This window comes from Micromonospora sp. URMC 103, assembly GCF_051386435.1.
Lineage (GTDB): Bacteria > Actinomycetota > Actinomycetes > Mycobacteriales > Micromonosporaceae > Micromonospora.
In genome coordinates, this window is record NZ_JBPQTR010000005.1 from 2,676,795 (window position 1) to 2,694,745 (window position 17,951).

15 protein-coding genes are annotated in these 17,951 nt (G+C 74.1%); all 15 read right to left on the reverse strand.

All coding sequences use genetic code 11. The annotated features are described in order from the left end of the window. Positions 1–212: 212 nt before the first annotated feature. The 15 genes from ACSNOA_RS25575 to ACSNOA_RS25645 all read right to left on the reverse strand — a co-directional run bounded on the left by ACSNOA_RS25575 (position 213) and on the right by ACSNOA_RS25645 (position 17,944). Positions 213–1,280 (reverse strand): polyprenyl synthetase family protein, encoded by a 1,068-nt coding sequence (locus tag ACSNOA_RS25575; protein ID WP_436662084.1) that lies wholly within the window; start codon positions 1,278–1,280, stop codon positions 213–215. Next, positions 1,277–2,746, reverse strand: a complete 1,470-nt coding sequence (locus ACSNOA_RS25580; protein WP_436662086.1) for an alkaline phosphatase family protein — start codon at positions 2,744–2,746, stop codon at positions 1,277–1,279. Before ACSNOA_RS25580 ends, ACSNOA_RS25575 begins: the two co-directional genes overlap by 4 nt. Then, on the reverse strand, positions 2,743–3,993 hold the full coding sequence (eboE, locus tag ACSNOA_RS25585) for a metabolite traffic protein EboE (protein ID WP_436662088.1): 1,251 nt from the start codon (positions 3,991–3,993) through the stop codon (positions 2,743–2,745). Before eboE ends, ACSNOA_RS25580 begins: the two co-directional genes overlap by 4 nt. After that, on the reverse strand, positions 3,993–4,859 hold the full coding sequence (locus ACSNOA_RS25590) for a TatD family hydrolase (RefSeq protein ID WP_436662089.1): 867 nt from the start codon (positions 4,857–4,859) through the stop codon (positions 3,993–3,995). The genes eboE and ACSNOA_RS25590 overlap by 1 nt, the downstream gene beginning before the upstream one ends. Then, complete coding sequence (locus ACSNOA_RS25595; RefSeq protein WP_436662091.1) at positions 4,860–5,480, reverse strand: EboA domain-containing protein; 621 nt, start codon at positions 5,478–5,480, stop codon at positions 4,860–4,862. It lies immediately after the preceding gene. Positions 5,481–5,599: 119 nt separating this feature from the next. Beyond that, entirely contained in the window at positions 5,600–6,613 is a 1,014-nt protein-coding gene (locus ACSNOA_RS25600) for a sugar phosphate isomerase/epimerase family protein (protein ID WP_436662093.1), read from the reverse strand. Next, the gene (locus ACSNOA_RS25605; RefSeq protein WP_436662095.1) at positions 6,610–7,584 is read right to left on the reverse strand and encodes an SCO3242 family prenyltransferase; all 975 of its coding nucleotides are present in this window, start codon (positions 7,582–7,584) and stop codon (positions 6,610–6,612) included. Before ACSNOA_RS25605 ends, ACSNOA_RS25600 begins: the two co-directional genes overlap by 4 nt. Continuing rightward, the gene (locus ACSNOA_RS25610) at positions 7,568–8,734 is read right to left on the reverse strand and encodes an inositol-3-phosphate synthase (protein ID WP_436662097.1); all 1,167 of its coding nucleotides are present in this window, start codon (positions 8,732–8,734) and stop codon (positions 7,568–7,570) included. Before ACSNOA_RS25610 ends, ACSNOA_RS25605 begins: the two co-directional genes overlap by 17 nt. Before the next feature lie 648 nt (positions 8,735–9,382). Continuing rightward, a complete protein-coding gene (locus ACSNOA_RS25615) occupies positions 9,383–10,606 on the reverse strand; it encodes a Gfo/Idh/MocA family protein (RefSeq protein WP_436662098.1) in 1,224 nt (407 codons plus the stop codon). 36 nt (positions 10,607–10,642) lie between these two features. Then, positions 10,643–11,698, reverse strand: a complete 1,056-nt coding sequence (locus ACSNOA_RS25620) for a substrate-binding domain-containing protein (RefSeq protein WP_436662100.1) — start codon at positions 11,696–11,698, stop codon at positions 10,643–10,645. A gap of 118 nt (positions 11,699–11,816) precedes the next feature. Next, positions 11,817–12,917 (reverse strand): ABC transporter permease, encoded by a 1,101-nt coding sequence (locus ACSNOA_RS25625; RefSeq protein WP_436662102.1) that lies wholly within the window; start codon positions 12,915–12,917, stop codon positions 11,817–11,819. Beyond that, positions 12,914–14,428, reverse strand: a complete 1,515-nt coding sequence (locus tag ACSNOA_RS25630) for a sugar ABC transporter ATP-binding protein (RefSeq protein ID WP_436662448.1) — start codon at positions 14,426–14,428, stop codon at positions 12,914–12,916. Before ACSNOA_RS25630 ends, ACSNOA_RS25625 begins: the two co-directional genes overlap by 4 nt. Before the next feature lie 178 nt (positions 14,429–14,606). Beyond that, positions 14,607–15,785, reverse strand: a complete 1,179-nt coding sequence (locus tag ACSNOA_RS25635; RefSeq protein ID WP_436662104.1) for an ROK family transcriptional regulator — start codon at positions 15,783–15,785, stop codon at positions 14,607–14,609. A gap of 238 nt (positions 15,786–16,023) precedes the next feature. Further along, positions 16,024–17,070 (reverse strand): YihY/virulence factor BrkB family protein, encoded by a 1,047-nt coding sequence (locus ACSNOA_RS25640; RefSeq protein ID WP_436662106.1) that lies wholly within the window; start codon positions 17,068–17,070, stop codon positions 16,024–16,026. Between the two features lie 64 nt (positions 17,071–17,134). After that, entirely contained in the window at positions 17,135–17,944 is an 810-nt protein-coding gene (locus tag ACSNOA_RS25645; protein WP_436662107.1) for an ABC transporter permease, read from the reverse strand. Between the last annotated feature and the right edge of the window lie 7 nt (positions 17,945–17,951).

Sequence of the window (17,951 nt, forward strand, 5' to 3'; positions counted from 1 at the left end):
CGCTGGAGCCACGTGCGCGGAGGTCACCAGTCGATGGGTTACCGCGCCGCCGGTTCACCTCGACGAAACAGGGTGGTATTGGCCACGACATTAAGTGACCTAGGTAAATGTGTCCATACCTTCTGCCGATCGAACCCGGACTTTCGCTCGGTCGGCGGAAAGTCCCCGGCGGCCGCCGCCCACAAGCGGCCGCCGACCAGCAGCGGCGGCCGTCAGGAGCGGCGGTCGATCGCCTGCCCGGCGAGACCGACGAGGGCCGCACGGGTCTCCGGGCCCAGCGGCGCGCGCTCCAGGGCGGCCAGGGCAGCCTCGGTGCGTACGCGGATCATCTGCTCGATCCGGTCCCGCGCGCCGGTCGTCTCGATGATCGCGCGCAGCTCCGCCGCGCCGTCGGCGTCCAGGTCGGGGTTGCCGAAGAGCTCCCGCAACCGGACGGTCTGCGCCCGGTCGGCCGCGCTGCGGGCCAGCGCCATCATCACCGTGGGCTTGCCCTCGCGCAGGTCGTCGAGGATCGACTTGCCGGTGACGGCCGGGTCGCCGAAGACGCCGAGCACGTCGTCGCGGAGCTGGAACGCGTCGCCCAGCGGGTCGCCGAACTCGGCGAGCGCGTCGAGCAGCTCCGGTGGCCCGCCGGCCAGGGCCGCGCCGATCTGCAACGGCCGGGTGACGGTGTAGCGGGCGGCCTTCATCCGGATCACCGTGAGCGCGCTGGCCACCGAGCCGTCCCCGACACCGGAGACCAGGTCCAGGTACTCCCCCGCGATCACCTCGGTACGCATCAGCGCGAACATCGCGTACCCGCGGTGCACCTCCTCGGTGGTCAGCCCGCACTCGTGGAACATCTGGTCCGACCAGGCGGCGCAGAGGTCACCGCAGAGCAGCGCCGTGTTGCGCCCGTACGCCTCCGGGTCGCCCCGCCAGGACGAGCGCGCGTGCAGGTCGGCGAAGAGCCGGTGCACCGACGGCTCGCCCCGGCGGCGGTCGCTGCCGTCGAGGATGTCGTCGTGGATGAGGGCGAAGGCGTGGAACAGCTCCAGCGCCGCGGCGGCCATCACGATGGGGGTGCCGTCCGGGCCGCCCGCGCCCCGCCATCCCCAGTAGCAGAACAGCGGGCGCAGCCGCTTTCCGCCGGCCAGCACGAACCGTTGCAGCGCCGTGAAGACGCCGCGCGGGGCGCCGTCGGGCCAGTCCGGGCCCTGCCGGTCGAGGAAGGCGGCCAACTCGGCGTCGAAGCGGGCCCGCAGGCCGCTCGCGTCGGTCGGCGCCACGGTGACCGTCACGGCGCCTCCCCCGTCGCCCCGGACGCCTCCGCCCGGACCGCCGCGCCCGGCGAGGTCGCCGCGCCCGGCCCGGCTACCCGGGCTGTGGACAGCCCGGCGAGCTCCAGCAGCAGGCCCTTGACCTCGGTGGCGGCGATCCGGTCGCGGGCCGCGGCCGGGTCGGAGCAGAGCAGCACCGGGCCGTCCGCCGGGTTCGTGGGCAGCCGGCCGTGCGACCCGCGTACCGCCCGTGCGCCCGCGTCCAGCCCCACCGCGCTCATGAGGTAGCGCATGCCGAGCTTCTTGCGGGCGAGGGCCACGGCGGCGCGGCGCTTCGCGGCCCCCGGGGCGGCCGGGTCGAAGAACAGCTCGGCCGGGTCGTAGCCGGGCTTGCGGTGGATCTCCACGAGGCGCGCGAAGTCGGGTGCCCGCGAGTCGTCCAGCCAGTAGTAGTAGGTGAACCAGGCGTCCGGCTCGGCCACCAGCACCAACTCGCCGGCCCGCGGGTGGTCCAGCCCGTGTGCGGCCTTCCCCTCGGCGTCCAGCACCTCGGCCACCCCCGGCAGGCCGGCGCAGAGCTTCGCCACGGCCGGCACGTCGGCCGGGTCCCGGACGTAGACGTGCGCGACCTGGTGGTCGGCGACCGCGAACGCCCGCGAGGTCCACGGGTCGAGGTACTCCATCCCCGCCTGCGTGTGCACCCGCAGCAGCCCCTCGGAGCGCAGCAGCCGGTTGACGTCGACCGGTCGGGAGGCGTCGGTGATGCCGTACTCCGACAGCGCCACCACCGTCGCGTCCCGGGCGCGGGCGGCGTCGAGCAGCGGGCCGAGCACGGCGTCCAGTTCCGCGGCCGCGGCGGCGGCCCGGGGCGAGGACGACCCGTGGCGCTGGAGGTCGTAGTCCAGGTGCGGGACGTAGACCAGGGTCAGGTCCGGGGCGTGGTCGGCCAGGATCTGCTCGGCGGCCCGGCAGATCCAGGTCGAGGAGGCGATCCCCGCGCCCGGCCCCCAGTAGGTGAAGAGCGGGAACGTGCCGAGCCGGCCGGTCAGCTCGTCGTGCAGCTCCGGCGGGTCGGTGTAGCAGTCCGGCTCCTTGCGGCCGTCGGCGTAGTAGATCGGGCGTGGGGTGACCGTCCAGTCCACGTCGGCGCCCATCGCGTACCACCAGCAGACGTTGGCCACCGTGTAGCCCGGCTCGGCCCGGCGGGCCGCCTGCCAGAGCTTCTCCCCGCCCACGAGGGCGTTGTGCTGCCGCCAGAGCAGCACCTCGCCGAGGTCGCGGAAGTACCAGCCGTTGCCCACGATCCCGTGCCCGGCCGGCGGTTCCCCGGTCAGGAACGTCGACTGCACCGAGCAGGTCACGGCGGGCAGCACGGTGCCCAGCTCCGCCCGGAACCCACTCTCGGCCACGGCCCGCAGCCGGGGCATGTGCGCGAGCAGCCGCGGGGTCAACCCGACGACGTCCAGGACCACCAGTCGCCTGCTCATGCCGGCACCTCACTCTTGTCGATGCCGCTGTGCGGCTTCCGTTGGTCACTGTGCGCCGGCGCCCTGTCGGCGGCGCCGGCCGGCGCGAGGCCGAGCCCGGTCAGCTCGTCCCGCGCGAACGCGAGTTCGGCGGCGATCCCGGCGGCCAGCTCCGCGTCGGTGCGCGGCCGCCGCGCCTCCGGCAGCACCCCCCAGGTGTACGTCTCGACGTCGAGGTGGTCGCAGCCCGCCTCCGGGCCGGTGAACAGCGCGGCCAGCGCGGCGCGCAGCACCGGGAGGGTGGAGTCGAGCGGCGCCTCCGGCGGGGCGTGCAGAGGCACGTGGTAGTGCACCCGCCACCGGCCGGGCAGGTTGGCGTCGAGGGCGGCGTCCAGGTCGTCGGCCGCGTACGCCGGATCGGCCGGGTCGGCGGCGCCCGCGCACCCGGCGGCGCGGGTCTGGTGCAGGAAGCGGGGCTCGACCCAGCGGCGCAGCGCCTCGGCGGAGCCGTCCGGGTCGGCCGCCTCCAGCGCGGCCGACACCTGCACCTTCACCACCGGCAGGCCGGCGGCGCGCAGCCGGCCCAGCGCCTCGGCCGGCTCCTCCCAGGCGCAGGCCAGGTGCGCGAGGTCGACGCACACGCCGAGCCGCGCGGTGTCCAGGTCGGACAGCATCGTGGCCGCCTGGCCGGTGCTCTCCACGACGCAGCCGGGCTCCGGCTCGAACGCCACCCGGACCGGCCGGCCGGTGTCACGTTCGACCTCGGCCAGGCCGGCGGCGAGCTGGTCGACCCGCCGGCGGGCCACGTCGGCGCGGTCCGCGTCCCACGGTCGGCGCCAGGCCAGCGGCAGCGTGGAGATCGAGCCGCGGGCCGCGTCGTCGGGCAGCAGGTCGGCGAGCACCCGCGCCAGGTCGAGGGTGTACGCGAGCCGGCGCGTGGTCGTCCAGTCCGGGTGGTACACCTCCCCCTTCACGACCGGGGCCTGGAACGCCGCGTACGGGAAACCGTTGAGGGTGACCACCTCGAGCCCCCGCGCGGTCAGCTCGCCGCGCAGCCGGCGCCGCGCGGCCGGGTCGGCGGCCAGCTCGGCGGCGACCGGGGCGGCCAGCCAGAGTCCGAGGCCGAGCAGGTCGGCGCCGAGCGTCTCGCGCACCGGCACGGCGTAGGTGTCCAGTTGGGCCAGGATGCCGGCGAGGTCCTCGGCCGGGTGCACGTTCGTGCAGTAGCCGAGGTGGACGGTCTCGCCGCTGGCGTGCCGCAGCCGCATCAGCTCCCCCCGCGCAGGATCGAGTTGCCGGCGAAGGTGCCGGCCGGCGCGCCGGGGTCGGCGTCCGCCAGGTCGCCCAGGTCGAGCCGCCCGGACTGGCCGTAGAACTCCACGGGGTTGCGCCACAACACGCGGTCGACGTCGTCCTCGCCGAACCCGGCCGCGAGCATCGCCTCGGCGGTGGCCCGGGTGAGCAGCGGGTCGGAGCGCCCCCAGTCGGCCGCCGAGTTGACCAGCATCCGCTCGGTCCCGTACTCCTTCAGCAGCTCGACCATCCGCGGCGGCGACATCTTGGTGTCCGGGTAGATGGAGAAGGCGAGCCAGCAGCCCGTGTCCCGGACCAGCTTCACGGTCACCTCGTTGAGGTGGTCGACCACCACCCGGCCCGCCTCGATGCCCGACTCGCGGACCACGGCGAGGGTGCGCTCCACGCCCCGGGCCTTGTCCCGGTGCGGAGTGTGCACGAGCGCCGGCAGGTCGTGCGCCACGGCGAGGGCGAGCTGGGCGGCGAACGCCTCGTCCTCCTCCGGCGTCATCGAGTCGTACCCGATCTCGCCGACCGCCACCACGCCGTCCTTCTCCAGGTAGCGGGGCAGCAGGTCGAGCACCGGCCGGCAGCGCGGGTCGTTGGCCTCCTTCGGGTTGAGCGCGATCGTGGCGTGGTGGCGGACGCCGAACTGGGCGGCGCGGAACGGCTCCCAGCCGACGAGCGAGTCGAAGTAGTCGGTGAACGAGGCGGGGCTGGTGCGCGGCTGCCCGAGCCAGAACGCCGGCTCCACGATCGCGCGGACGCCCGCCGCGGCCATCCGCTCGTAGTCGTCGGTGGTCCGCGAGGTCATGTGGATGTGCGGGTCGAAGATGCGCATTCACGCCTCCCTGGCGCTGGGTCGGCCGGAGCCGGCGGTGAGCCGGTCGAGCAGGTCGGTGGCGTCCGCGGGCATGGTCCGCCCGGCCGCGTGCCGTTCGGCGGCGAGGCCGGCCAGCATCACGGCCAGCTCGCCGTCGGCGCGCGCGTCGAGGTCGGCCACGGCGGCCAGCGGCACGCCGGTGAAGACGCACTTCAGCACGGCCTGCCGCCAGGCGGCCGGGTCGAGGTGCCGGGCGTACGGGCCGAGCGCGGCGGCGACCAGCCGGGTGTCGTTGGTCCGGATCGCGTCGTGCAGCAGGGGCACCGCCGCCGTGCCGACCGGCAGCAGCGGCAGGGCCTTGAGCACGGCCCGCTTCTCGGCCGCGTCGCCCTGCCGGTAGAGGGCTTCCGCGTGGGCGGCGTGGTCGGTGGGCAGCGCGGCCAGCAGCACGGCGCGGGCCGCCTCGTCGGCGGTCCAGCCCGGCGCGTCGGGCAGCGCGGCCCGGCCGCAACGCCGGCCGGCGGCCGGGAAGAACCGGGTGATGGTGCCCGGGTCGGCCGCCACCTGCCGCAGCGCGGCGTCCAGCCACTCCGGATCGGGTACGCCCCGCAGGGCCGCCCGCAGCTCGTCCGCTGTCATCGTGCCTCCCCTCGGCGCCGCTCCGCGTCCCGGAGCCTGCGCGTCTCGCCGTGGGTGCCGGGGTGTCGCGCCTCGCCGCCGCGGTGGCGGCGGGGATCGCCCCGGCCCCTTCGCCGCACCTACATACGCACCGCGACCTCTCCACTCGCCGGTGCCTGGGTGGGTGCGGAGCGCAGGGGCGCGGCGGGACCCGCGCCGGCGGCCGGGGGCAACGCGCGTGCGCGTGCCGCCGCGGCGCGCAGGAACTCCAGCGAGCGGGCCGCCACGGTCGGGGCGGCGTGCGAGTGCCGGGGCAGTTCGACGGCGACCAGGCCGCGGTAGCCGCCGTCGGTCAGGGCACGCAGCACCGGCGGGAAGTCGATCTCACCCTCGCCGAACTCGAGGTGCTCGTGCACGCCCCGGCGCATGTCGTCGATCTGGACGTTGACCAGGTGCTCGGCCACCTCGGACACGCACTCCGGCACGGGCCGGGGCTCGAGGCAGCGGCAGTGCCCGATGTCGAGGGTGATGCCGAAGCAGGCGGGGTCGTCGAGCGCGGCACGCAGCCGCCGCCAGCCGGCGATGTCCTCGACGAGCATGCCGGGCTCCGGTTCGAAGCCGAGCCGCACCCCGGCCCGGTCGGCGGCGTCGACCACGGTGGCGCAGCCGGCCACCAGCCGGTCCCAGGCCGCGCGCGGCGAGACGGTTCCGGGGCGTACGCCGGCCCAGAACGACACCGCCTCCGCGCCCAGGTCGGCGCCGACGCGTACGGCCCGCCGCAGGAACTCGACCCGTCGGGTCGGGTCGTCGTGCAGCAGGGTGGGCGCGTGCTTGTGCCACGGGTCGAGCAGGTAGCGGGCGCCGGTCTCGACCATCACGGCGAGCCCCAGGGCGTCCAGGCGGCGCCGGAGCACCGCCACCCGGCGGGCCAGCCCCGGCGCGAACGGGTCGAGGTGGTCGTGGTCCAGGGTGAGCGCCACCCCGGCATACCCCAGGTCGGCGATGACCTCGAGCGCGTCGTCGAGGCGGTGGTTGGCGAAGCCGTTGGTGCCGTACCCGAAACGCGGCGAGGCGCCATCGCCGTCCGGGCCCGCGCCGGCCGCCCCTGCCGCACTGAGGGGGCCGGGAGCCGGGTCGGGCGGCGGGGTGGTCATGTCGGGGAGACCTTCCGGGCCAGGCGCCGCCCCAGCGGTGCGGCGGCCGCGACCGCGAGGCCCAGCAGTCGGGCCCCGCCGCGCGCCGTGAGCGCGCCCTGCAGCGCGGGCAGGCCGGTGATGCCGGCCCCGACGGCGGCCCGGACGCGGCCGGCGCTCGGCTCGGCGACCACCCGCGCCTGGGCGGAGCCGTAGTTGACGGCGTACCAGGCGGCCAGCCCCGCGGGCACCAGGGCGGCCAGCGTCGACCGCCGCGACCGCGAGGCGCCGGTCCCGTCCGGCCCGGCGGCCGCGGGCCGCGCATCCCGGTTGCCGGGCCCCGGGTCCGGAAGTGCCGTGGCGCCGCGCCGGCCGCCCGGAAGGCGCCGCGCCACCGTGGCGGCGCTCGCCGCCACGACGGCCGTGCCGGCGAGCGTGCCCAGCGGCAGGGCCGGGTCGGTGCCGGTGACCTCCCGGCGGGAGAGGGCCGTGACCGTCCAGGTGTGCGCGGCCACGGTCAGCGCCGCCGGCAGCGCGCGGGTCACCCGCCCTCCGGCGGCGCCGAGCAGCACGTCCAGGCCCCGGCAGGCCGCCATCACGGCCGGGCCGGCGGCGGTGTTCTTGGCCCGCAGGTCGTACGCCCAGACGGCGGCGGCCAGCGGCACGGCGACGGCGGCGGCACGCCGGCCGCCCGCCGCGGTGGCCACGGCGAGCCCCGCGGCCGTGAGGCCCGCCGCCACGCCGACCGCGGCGCCCGGGCGGACCCGCCCGCTGGGGATGGGCCGTTCCGGCCGCTCGACGGCGTCCAACCGCCGGTCCGCCCAGTCGTTCGCGGCCATGCCGGCCCAGTAGAGCAGCACCGACGCGCCGGCCAGGGCGGGCGTACGCCGGTCGAGCGCACCGGCCGCGGCGGCGCCGGCGACCACGTCACCGGGCACCGAGAGCGCGGCCGGCGCGCGGACCAGCTCGACGAGGTCAGCGAGCCGGGCCATCGGCGCTCCCCCACGCGGTGTGCAGGGCCCGGGCGAAGTCCGTCAACAGGGCCCACTGCTCGGCGAGCGAGTGCGTCGGCGCGCCGAGCGGATCCTTGAAGAAGAACGCCAGCTCGGCCAGCGGGCCGGACCGCCCCGCCGCGTGCGCGGCCGCGGTGAGCCGGGCCAGGTCGAGCACGAGCGGCGCGGCGAGGGCGGAGTCGCAGCCGTGCCAGGTGAACTCCATGCGCATCCGGGTGCCGAGGAAGCCGGCGAACGTGACGAGGTCCCACGCGGTCTTGAAGTCTCCGAGGTCCTCCACGAAGTCGATGCGGGTGTCGCCCTGCGGCACGTAGCCCAGCGTCTCGCCGAGCACGCGCTGCTTGCTCTCCACCTTGGCGGCGTTGGCGGCCGGGTCGGCCAGGTTGGCGCCGTCGCCGCCGCCGAGCAGGTTGAGCCCGGACCAGGAGCGCACCTGGAGGTGCCGCATCGCGAACATCGGGGCGAGCACCGACTTGACCAGCGTCTCCCCCGTCTTTCCGTCGTGCCCCACGTACGGCAGGCCGCGCTCGACGGCGAGCGCGTGCAGCGCCGGCAGCCGGGCGCCGGTGGACGGGGTGAAGTCGATGTACGGGCAGCCGGCCTCCAGCGCCGCGTACGCGTAGAGCGAGCTGGCCGGCAGCACCTCGTCGGGGCCGGACAGCGCCTCCCGCAGCGCGCCAAGGTCGGCGTGCGCGGGATGCGGCCGCACGGCCGGCTCGGTGGCCGAGACGTTGACCACGACCACCCGGTCGAGCCGGTGCCGGTCACGGAAGTCGGTGAGGTCGCGGGATGTGGCGGCGGCGCGGTCGGCCTGGGTGCCCCCGCCCGGGGCGGGGCGCAGCTCCTCCTCGACGGCGGCCAGCTCGTCGGGGAGCGCGGCGACCAGGCGACCGGGCAGCACACCGGCCGCGGCCAGCGCCTCGGCGCGCTTGGCGAGCGGGGTGGTGACCACGTCGTGGCCGCCGAAGACCAGGTCGGCGAAGGCCGGGAGCGCGGGGCCACGCAGCTCGGGCAGCTCGGTGACGCAGCCGGTCGGCCCGGCGAGGTTGGCCCGCAGCGCGAGCCCTCCGACGATGCTCGTGGTCGCGACCGATCCGCGCGCCCCCACCAGCCAGACACCCGTTCGCATGGCGCTCCCTCCCCGATCAGGAGACCGTTGTGCATCGAATTACATTGATATCAGAATTTGCTTCCGAAAGATATGGATTTCTCGGGTGGGCCCCGTCCGTCCGTCCGCTCCGGACGGTCCGGCGTCGAAGTCGGCGGCGACGGCGCCGGACCGGCCCCGGTGCGGGTACGGACGGACGGGGCTGGCAGGCAGGGTCGGTCGGCGTCGCGACCCTGCCTCCCCCGCGTTCCGGGTCGGGTCGGTCACCCCCGGCCGGACGTCTCAGCAGTCGCCATCCGCCGCCGCCCGGCGGACGTGGTCGGTGACGGTCGGGCGAGAGGCGGGCGGTGCCATCGGCTCCTCCGGATCGTCGTGGTGGTGGCGGCCCTCCGGTGCGGCCGGGGAATCCCGGTCCGGCCGCACCGGACGGCCGTCCTGCTCGTGCGCCGCCGGGCCGTGCGGCCCGGGTGCACGCCTCCCGGCCCCAACCTCGTTCCGACCGCGGGGCGCAACCGCGGCCGGCCCTCGCCGGTCGGTCCGGAAAGCTCTCTCGGGCGGTGCGGGCGTCGACGCCGGCACCGCGGGGCGGTTCGGGCTGCCGGTCCGACCGGGGCACCCCCCGGCCGGACCGGATGGTCGGGACCGGGTGCGTCCCGGCCGGACCGACGGTCAGACCGCCACGGCGGCCAGCGCCGGTTCCACCTCCGTCCAGGAGGAGCCGAGCTCCGCCGAGCGGGCCACCGCGTCCAGCACCAACTGGACCTGGAGGGCGTCGGCGAAGGACGGCGCCGGGTCCGTGCCCGTGGCGATCGCCTCCACGAAGTCGCGCATCTGGTGCGTGAACGAGTGCTCGTACCCGATGATGTGGCCCGGCGGCCACCAGGCCGTCATGTACGGGTGGTCGCCCTCGGTCACGAGGATGCGGCTGAAACCCTGCTCGGTGGTAGGCAGCGTCGCGTCGTAGAACTCCAGCTCGTTGAGACGCTCGAGGTCGAACACCACGCTGCCCAGCGAGCCGTTGATCTCCACCCGCAGGGCGTTCTTCCGGCCGGTGGCGAACCGGCTCGCCTCGTACGTGGCCAGCGCGCCGCCGTCGAGCCGGGCCACGAAGACCGCGGCGTCGTCCACGGTGACCGGCCCGGTGGCCGGGCCCTGCCCGTCGGCGGACACGTGGCCGTCGACGGCGCCGTCGACCGTGGCCGCCAGCCCGCTGGACCCGGCCGGCAGCGGCCGCTCCTTGACGAAGGTCTCGGTCACCGCGCTCACGCCGCTGATCCGCTGACCCGTCACGTACTGGGTGAGGTCGATGATGTGCGCGCCGATGTCGCCGAGCGCGCCCGAGCCCGCCCTGTCCTTCTGCAGCCGCCAGACCAGCGGAAACTGCGGGTCGACGATCCAGTCCTGCAGGTACGTCGCCCGGACGTGCCGGATCACTCCGAGCCGTCCGTCGGCGATCATCTGGCGCATCATCGTGACCGCGGGCACCCGGCGGTAGTTGAACCCGCACATCGACCGCACGCCGGCCGCCTGGGCGGTGGCCGCCGCGGCGGCCATCGCCCTGGCCTCCTCCACCGTGTTGGCCAACGGCTTCTCGCACAGGACGTGCTTGCCGGCGGCCAGTGCGGCGAGCGCGATCTCGGCGTGGCTGTCGCCCGGTGTGCAGACGTCGACCACGTCGATGTCGTCCCGGGTGACGAGGTCACGCCAGTCTGTGGTGTACGCCTCCCAGCCGAGCCGGTCGGCGGCCTCGGCCACCTTTCCGGTGTCCCGGCCGCAGATGAGCGACATCCGGGCCCGCGCCGGCAGGTCGTACACCCGGTTCACGGTGCGCCACGCCTGCGAGTGCGCGGCGCCCATGAACGCGTAGCCGACCATGCCGACCCGCAGTTGCATACCTGTAGTGGACAAGGTGGGTCTCCCCCCAACGTGTCAGAACCCGAGCTTGAGGTAGTTGCTCGCGTTCTCCTTCGTGATCGTCTCGGAGGAGAGGATGATCTCCTTGGGCACCTGGAGCTCGACCAGGTCGGACATGCCCTTGCCCTGCCCGATGAGGCGGGCCAGCGAGATGGCCGAGGAGGCCATGGACGGGCTGTAGGTGACGGTCGCCTTCAGCACGGTGTTGTCGGCCTGGATGTCCTCGATGGCCTTCTTCGAGCCGGCGCCGCCGACCATGAAGAACTCCTTGCGGTTGGCCTGGCTGATCGCGGCCAGCACGCCGACGCCCTGGTCGTCGTCGTGGTTCCAGAGCGCGTCGATCTTCGGCAGGGCCTGGAGCAGCTGCGCCGCCTCCTGCTGGCCCGAGTCGATGGTGAACCGGGCCGCGCGGCGGTTGGCCACCTTGAACCCGCTCTGGGCAAGGGTCTCGGCGAAGCCCTTGGAACGCTCCTGGGTCAACTCCAGCTCGTCCATGCCGGCGATCTCGGCGATCACCGGGTTGCTGATGTTCTTGGCCTTCAGCTGCTCGACGATGTAGTGGGCGGCGGCCACGCCCATGCCGTAGTTGTCGCCCTTGAGCTGGAGCCGGTAGGCCTTCGGGTCCGGGAACGCCCGGTCCAGGTTGATGACCGGGATGTTGGCCTGCATCGCCTCCAGGCCGAACGCGTTGAGCTCCTTGCCGTCGTGCGGCAGCACCACGATCACGTCGGGCTTCTGCGAGACCAGCGTCGACAGCGCCGCCCGCTGGGCCGCCGCGTCCGCGCCGGCCTCGACCGTCTTGAACTCCACGTCGGAGTACGCGGACGCCTGCGCCCGGGCGTTGCTCGTGATCGCGCCGAGCCACCCGTGGTCCTGGGCGGGCGCGGAGAAACCGATGACGACGCGCTTGCCCGGCTCGGCGTTGCCGCCCGTGGCCGCCGCCTTGGTCTGCGCCTCGGTCGGCTCCTGCTTCTCGTTGCTGGTGCAGCCGGCGAGCAGGACGCCGGCGCCGACGGCGGCCCCGCCGAATAGCAGCCGGCGGCGCGACAGGTCGCGGCTGTGCTGGGTCATGACGACCTCCTGGTCTGGCGTGATGGTGAGAAAAGGGTGTGGGTGATGGGACCGCCGTCGCTTCGTCGGGCGGCCAGGTGCGCTGGTCGTGGTGCGGGCGGTGCGGTGGTGCGTGTTCTCAGGTGGTGAGCCGGTTGCGGTTCAGGAACTGGCTGAGGCTGCGGAACTTGACCTGCTGGACCAGGACCGCGGCGACGATGATGCCGCCCTTGACCATGTTCTGGGCTTCGGTCGTGAGGCCGTTGATGGCGAACAGGTTGGTGATCGTCGCGAAGATGATCACGCCGAGCAGGGAGCCGATGATGGTGCCCCGCCCGCCGCTGAGCAGCGTGCCGCCGATGATCGCGGCGGCGATCGCGTCCAGCTCGTAGAGGTTGGCCATGGCCGCCTGGGCCGAGTTGGCCTGCGCGGTGAGCATGATGGCGGCGATGCCGCAGCAGAGGCCGGAGAGCCCGTAGAGCATCAGGGTGTGCCGCTTGACGTCGATGCCCGCCAGGCGGGCGGCCTCCGGGTTGCCCCCGACGGCGACCGTGCGCCGGCCGAAGGTGGTCCGGTTGAGCAGCACCCAACCGGCCGCGACGACCGCCGCGAGCAGGTAGACCAGCAGCGGGATGCCGAACAGGCTGTTGCTGGCGATGCCGTTGATGAAGGTGTTCTCCGAGATCTGGGTCTGCTTGTTGGAGATCTCCGCGGCCAGGCCCCGGGCCGCCACCAGCATGGCCAGCGTCGCGATGAAGGGCACCAGCCGGCCGTACGAGATGAGCAGACCGTTGACCAGGCCGACCGCGAGGCCGACCACGCACGCCGTGAAGATCATCCCGCCGGCGCCGTAGCTCTGGGTCGCCACCGTCGTGCACCACACCCCGGCGAGGGCGACGATCGCGCCGACCGAGAGGTCGATGCCGCCGCCGATGATCACGAAGGTCATGCCCACCGTGACCACGCCCACCACCGAGGCGAGCTTGAGGATGCTCAGCACGTTGTCCCAGACCCAGTCCGGGTCGGAGTAGAGGTCCGAGCGGGTGAGTGCCCCGATCACGACCAGTGCCACCAGCACGCCGAGAAGGCCGAGATTGCGCCGGGCGCCCTCCCCGCCCTCGCCGTGCCACCACGAGAGCCGGGTGCCGGCGGCGGCCGTCTCGGCCGGGTCCACCGGCGGCGACTGCGCCGGAAGCTGCGTGCCGCGCGGCGCGGCGGGAGTGTCCGTGACGTCGCTCATGCCGGTGCGCCTTCCATGAGGGACCCCGCCATGACGAGGTCGAGGACGGTGTTCTCGTCGAGTTCGCCGGCCGGGGCCTCGCGGACGACCCGACCCTCCCGCATCACCAGCACCCGGTCGGCCAGGCCGAGCACCTCGGGGACCTCGCTCGACACCAGCAGCACACCGACGCCCCGCTCGGCGAGGGTGCGGATGACCTGGTACAGCTCGGCCCGGGCGCCCACGTCCACACCTCGGGTGGGCTCGTCGAGCAGCAGCAGCTTCGTGTCGCCGAGCAGCCAGCGCCCGACCACCACCTTCTGCTGGTTGCCGCCGGAGAGGGTGCGTACCGGCCGGCGGACGTCACGGGGACGCAGCTCCAGGCTCTCGGCGATGCGGTCCGCCTCGGCGCGCTCCCGGCCGGCCTGCGTGAAGCCGGCGCGCGCGTACCGACCGAACGTGGCCAGGGTGACGTTGCGGTAGATGGGCTCGCCGAGCAGCAGCGCCTGACTCTTCCGCTCCTCGGGCGCCATGCCCATCCCGGCCCGTACGGCGGCGCCCACGCTGCCCGGGCGCAGCACCCGGCCGGCCATCCGCACGGTGCCCGCCTCGGACCGCCGCGCGCCGTAGATGGTCTCCAGCAGCTCCGAGCGGCCGGAGCCGACCAACCCGGCGATGCCCACGATCTCACCGGGCCGGACCCGCAGCGACACGTCGGCGAACTCGCCGGCGCGGGTCAGTCCCTCCACCTCGAGCAGATCGGTGCCCGCCGGCACACCGTCCGCCGGGCGGTCGGGGAAGACGTATTCGATCGTGCGGCCGGTCATCCGGCTGACGAGGTCGCGGGTCGGCGTGTCGCGGGCCGGCAGGTTCGCCGCCGTCGTCCGGCCGTCCTTGAGTACGGTCACCCGGTCACCGATCTCGCGGATCTCCTCCAGGCGGTGCGAGATGTAGATGACGGCGATGCCCTGGGCGGTCAGCTCCCGGATGATCCGGAACAGGTTGCCGACCTCGTCGTGGGCGAGCACGGCGCTCGGTTCGTCCATGATGATCAGTCGCGCCTCGTGGGAGAGCGCGCGCGCCATGCTCACGACCTGCTTGCCGGCGGCGGGCAGGGAGCGGACCATCCGCCCCGGCGGGATCTCGCCGTGGCCGAGCCGGCCGAGGATCTGCCGGGTACGCCGGGCCATGTGACCGCGGCGCACGAAGCCGAGCCGCCGCGGCTCGTGGCCGAGGAAGGCGTTCTCCGCGACGGACAGGTCCTCGACCAGGTCGAGTTCCTGGTAGATGGTGGCGATGCCGGCGCGCATGGCGGCCTGCGGGTTCGCGAAGGTGACCGGCTCGCCGCGCCACTCGATCTGGCCCGAGTCCGGCCGGTGCACCCCGGACAGCACCTTGATGAGCGTGGACTTGCCGGCGCCGTTCTGGCCGAGCAGGCAGTGCACCTCGCCGGCGCGGACCTCGAGCTGCACCCCGTCCAGGGCCCGTACGCCCGGGAAGGTCTTCACCACGTCGGTGAGGCGCAGCACCACCTCACCGGTCACCGTGTCGGCCGGGGCCTCGACCAGTGGCGCGTCCGCCGACGCGCGCTCCGCGCCGGCGTCCGCGGACTCCGTCTCCCGCTCGCTCACCACGCTCTCCTCCCGGTCGGTCACTGCGCCTGCTCCGTTCGCGACTGCGGGGCTCGCAGACCCGGCTCACTCCTCGCGCTCACGACGCCTCTCCGAACGCCACGTCACTCGCCAGCACGGCCGCGCCGGCCACGCCCGCCCGCGGGCCCAGCTCGGACAGGACGACGGGCAGATTGCCGGTGGCCAGCGGCAGCGACCGGCGGTAGACCACGCTGCGGATCTCGGCGAGCAGGATGTGACCGAGCTGGGCGAGCCCGCCCCCGATCACGATCATCGACGGGTTCGCGAAACTCACCAGGCCGGCCAGCACGCCGCCCACCCGCCGCCCCCCGTCGCGGATCAGCTGGATGCAGGTCACGTCCCCCTCGACGGCGCCCTCGGCGACGTCCTGCGCGGTCACGACCCCGCTCGCGGCGAGCCGCTCGGCGAGGGCCGGCGAGCTGCCGCTGCGCGCGGCGGCCAGCGCGTCCTTGGCCAGCGCCGCGCCGCTGAACAGCGCCTCGAGGCAACCGACGTTGCCGCACGAGCACATGGGACCGTGCGAGTCGACCTGGATGTGCCCGATGTCCCCGGCGCAGCCGTCGGTGCCCCGGTAGACCTCGCCGGTGAGGTAGATGCCGCAACCGATGCCGGTGCCGATCTTGACGAAGAGGAAGTCGTCGACGGAGTGGGCCACGCCGCCGTGCCGCTCGCCGATCGCCATGATGTTCACGTCGTTGTCGACCACCGCGGGGCAGCCGTGCTCCCTGGTGAGCAGCTCGCGCACCGGGAAGCGGTCCCACCCCGGCATGATGGGCGGCGAGACCGGCACGCCGTCGCGGAAGCTGACCGGCCCGGGCACGCCGACGCCGACCGCGTCGAGCCGCTCGTACGCGCCGTCCACCCGGGCCTTGTGCAACAGCTCGTTGACCCGCTGGAGGGTGCCCTTCGGTCCGGAGCGGATGTCGGCGGGCTCCGCGTACGCCGCCACCGGCTCCAGCCGGCCGTTGACCACCTCGACGTCGATCGAGCTGGCGCCGAGGTCGACGGCGGCGAAGCGCAGGCGCGGGTTCAGCTCCACCAGAGTGGACCGGCGTCCGCCGCGGGAGGCGGCGAGACCGGCCTCGGCCACGTAGCCGAGGCTCACGAGACGATCCAGCTCGGCCAGGAGCCGGGGGCGCGGCATCTGCAACCGGTCACCCAGCTCGGCGCGGGACACCGGGCCCTCGTCGCGCAGCAACCGCAGGAGGCGCACGTGCAGCGGTTCCTCCGTCCGCACCGGGACTCACCTCCGCATCGCGGTCGGTCACATCGATGATCGATCGATGTGTTGTGTCCGACACAGTAGGAGCCTTCCGCGCCGCCTGTCCAGAGCTTCAGCCGATCTGACTCCAACTTTCGTCCGAACGAACAAAAGCTAATAGTGGATCAAGGAAAGCCGTCTCCGGGCGACACAGGAAGAGCGGCCGCCCTCTCGGACGGCCGCCCGGTGCGTCGGGTTCCCGCGTACGCGCTGGTCAGTGCCCCCGCTTCTTGCGGAGCTTGCGGTCGTCGCGCAGCTCGACGTAGGGCTCCTTCTCCTCCGGGTGGCCGGCCGAGATGGCCCGGCTGCGCTCCAGCTCGGCGTCGAACTCCGCGCCCAACAGGATCGCGATGTTGGTGAGCCAGAGCCAGATCAGGAAGACGACCACACCGGCGAGCGCCCCGTACGTCTTGTTGTACGAGCCGAAGTTGCTCACGTAGACGGCGAAGAGGCCCGACACCACGAGCCACACCACCACCGCCAGCACCCCGCCCGGGCTGACCCAGCGGAAACCGCCGTGCCGGGCGTTGGGCGAGGCCCAGTAGAGGATGGCGAACATCAGGCTCACCAGGATCAACAGCACCGGCCACTTGGCGATGTTCCACACCGTCACCGCCGTGGAGCCCAGGCCGATGGCCTCGCCGGCCGCCTGCGCGAGGCGGCCGGTGAACACCACGATCACCGCGCTGATCAGCAGCATCACGCCGATCACCGCGGTCACGCCGATGCGGATGGGCAGGGTCTTCCAGATCGGCCGGCCCTCCGGCACGTCGTAGATCGCGTTGGAGGCGCGCATGAACGCCGCGATGTAGCCGGACGCGGACCAGAACGCCGCGAGCAGGCCGAGGACCGCGGCGATGCTGGCCAGCCCCCCGGACCCCTGCGCCTGCTCGATCGCCTTGTCGAGGATCTGCTGGATGGTGCCCACCGGGACCGCCTGGTCGAGGGTCTCCCTCACGGTGTTGGTGGTGCCGCGGCCCAGCAGGCCGAGGATGGAGACGAGCACGAGCAGGCCGGGAAAGATCGAGAGCACGCCGTAGTAGGTCAACGCCGCGGCCCAGTCGGTCAGGCTGTCCTCCTGGAACTCCCGGACCGTCCGACGCAGCGTGGCCTTCCAGCCCGTGCCCGACAGTTGGGCGGGGCTCTCCGGGCCCTCGTCGGGCCCCACCGGCGGCCGGTCCGGATCCGGGCGGTCGTCCGCCGGACGCGCGCCGTCGGCGCGGTCCCGGCCACTGCGGGCGGAAGACTCGTCGGCGGCCATTCGGCCCTCCTCAACGTCGGCGGTGTCCCCCGGACATGCCCCGACAGAGGCGGCGCGTAACCACCTACTTGTAGAGCAGTCTGCCCATCCGGCGCGACGCCACCAGCAGGCCCAGGGCCATCGCCCCGAGCAGGTAGAGCACGTCGAGCAGCCAGGACCAGCCGGCGGTGCCGAGCGAGACCGCCCGGACCAGGTGCACGGACCGGTAGAGCGGGGTGACCTCCACCAGCCAGCGCAGCAGGGCCGGGTAGGCCTCCGCGGGGACGAACGTGCCGGAGAAGAGGAACAGGGTGAACTGGGCCGAGCCCATGAGGTCGAAATCCTGCCAGCTGCGCATGAACGTGGCGAGGGCCATGCCCAGCGCGCCGAACGCGAAGCCCACGAGCACGGCGGCCGGAAACGCGGCCACGGCCCGCGCCGGCGTGGTCAGGTCCATGGCGGCCATCACCACGAGGAAGGCGGCGGAGTAGGCGGCGCCCCGCAGCATCGCCCAGCCCAACTCGCCGAGGGCGATCTCGAACGGCTGCACGGGAGTGGCGATCACCCCGTCGTACAGCTTCATGTACTTCATCTTTCCGAAGAAGTTGAAGGTGGTCTCGGCCAGCGCCCCGGTCATCGCCGAGGAGGCGAGCATCGCGGGCGCGACGAAGGCCGCGTAGTCGACGACCCGCCCGCCGGGCAGGGTGAGGTCGCCGACGAGCGTGCCGACGCCCACGCCGATGGACAGCAGGTAGAGCAGCGGCTCCACGAACCCGGAGGCGAGCAGCAGCCAGTAGACGGACCGCAGCGCCGCGACGTTGCGCTCGGCCACGGAAGCTGCCCGCCGGGACGGGGCGGAGACGTCGACCAGCCGGGGCAGGAGCAGGGTCACCACGACACGC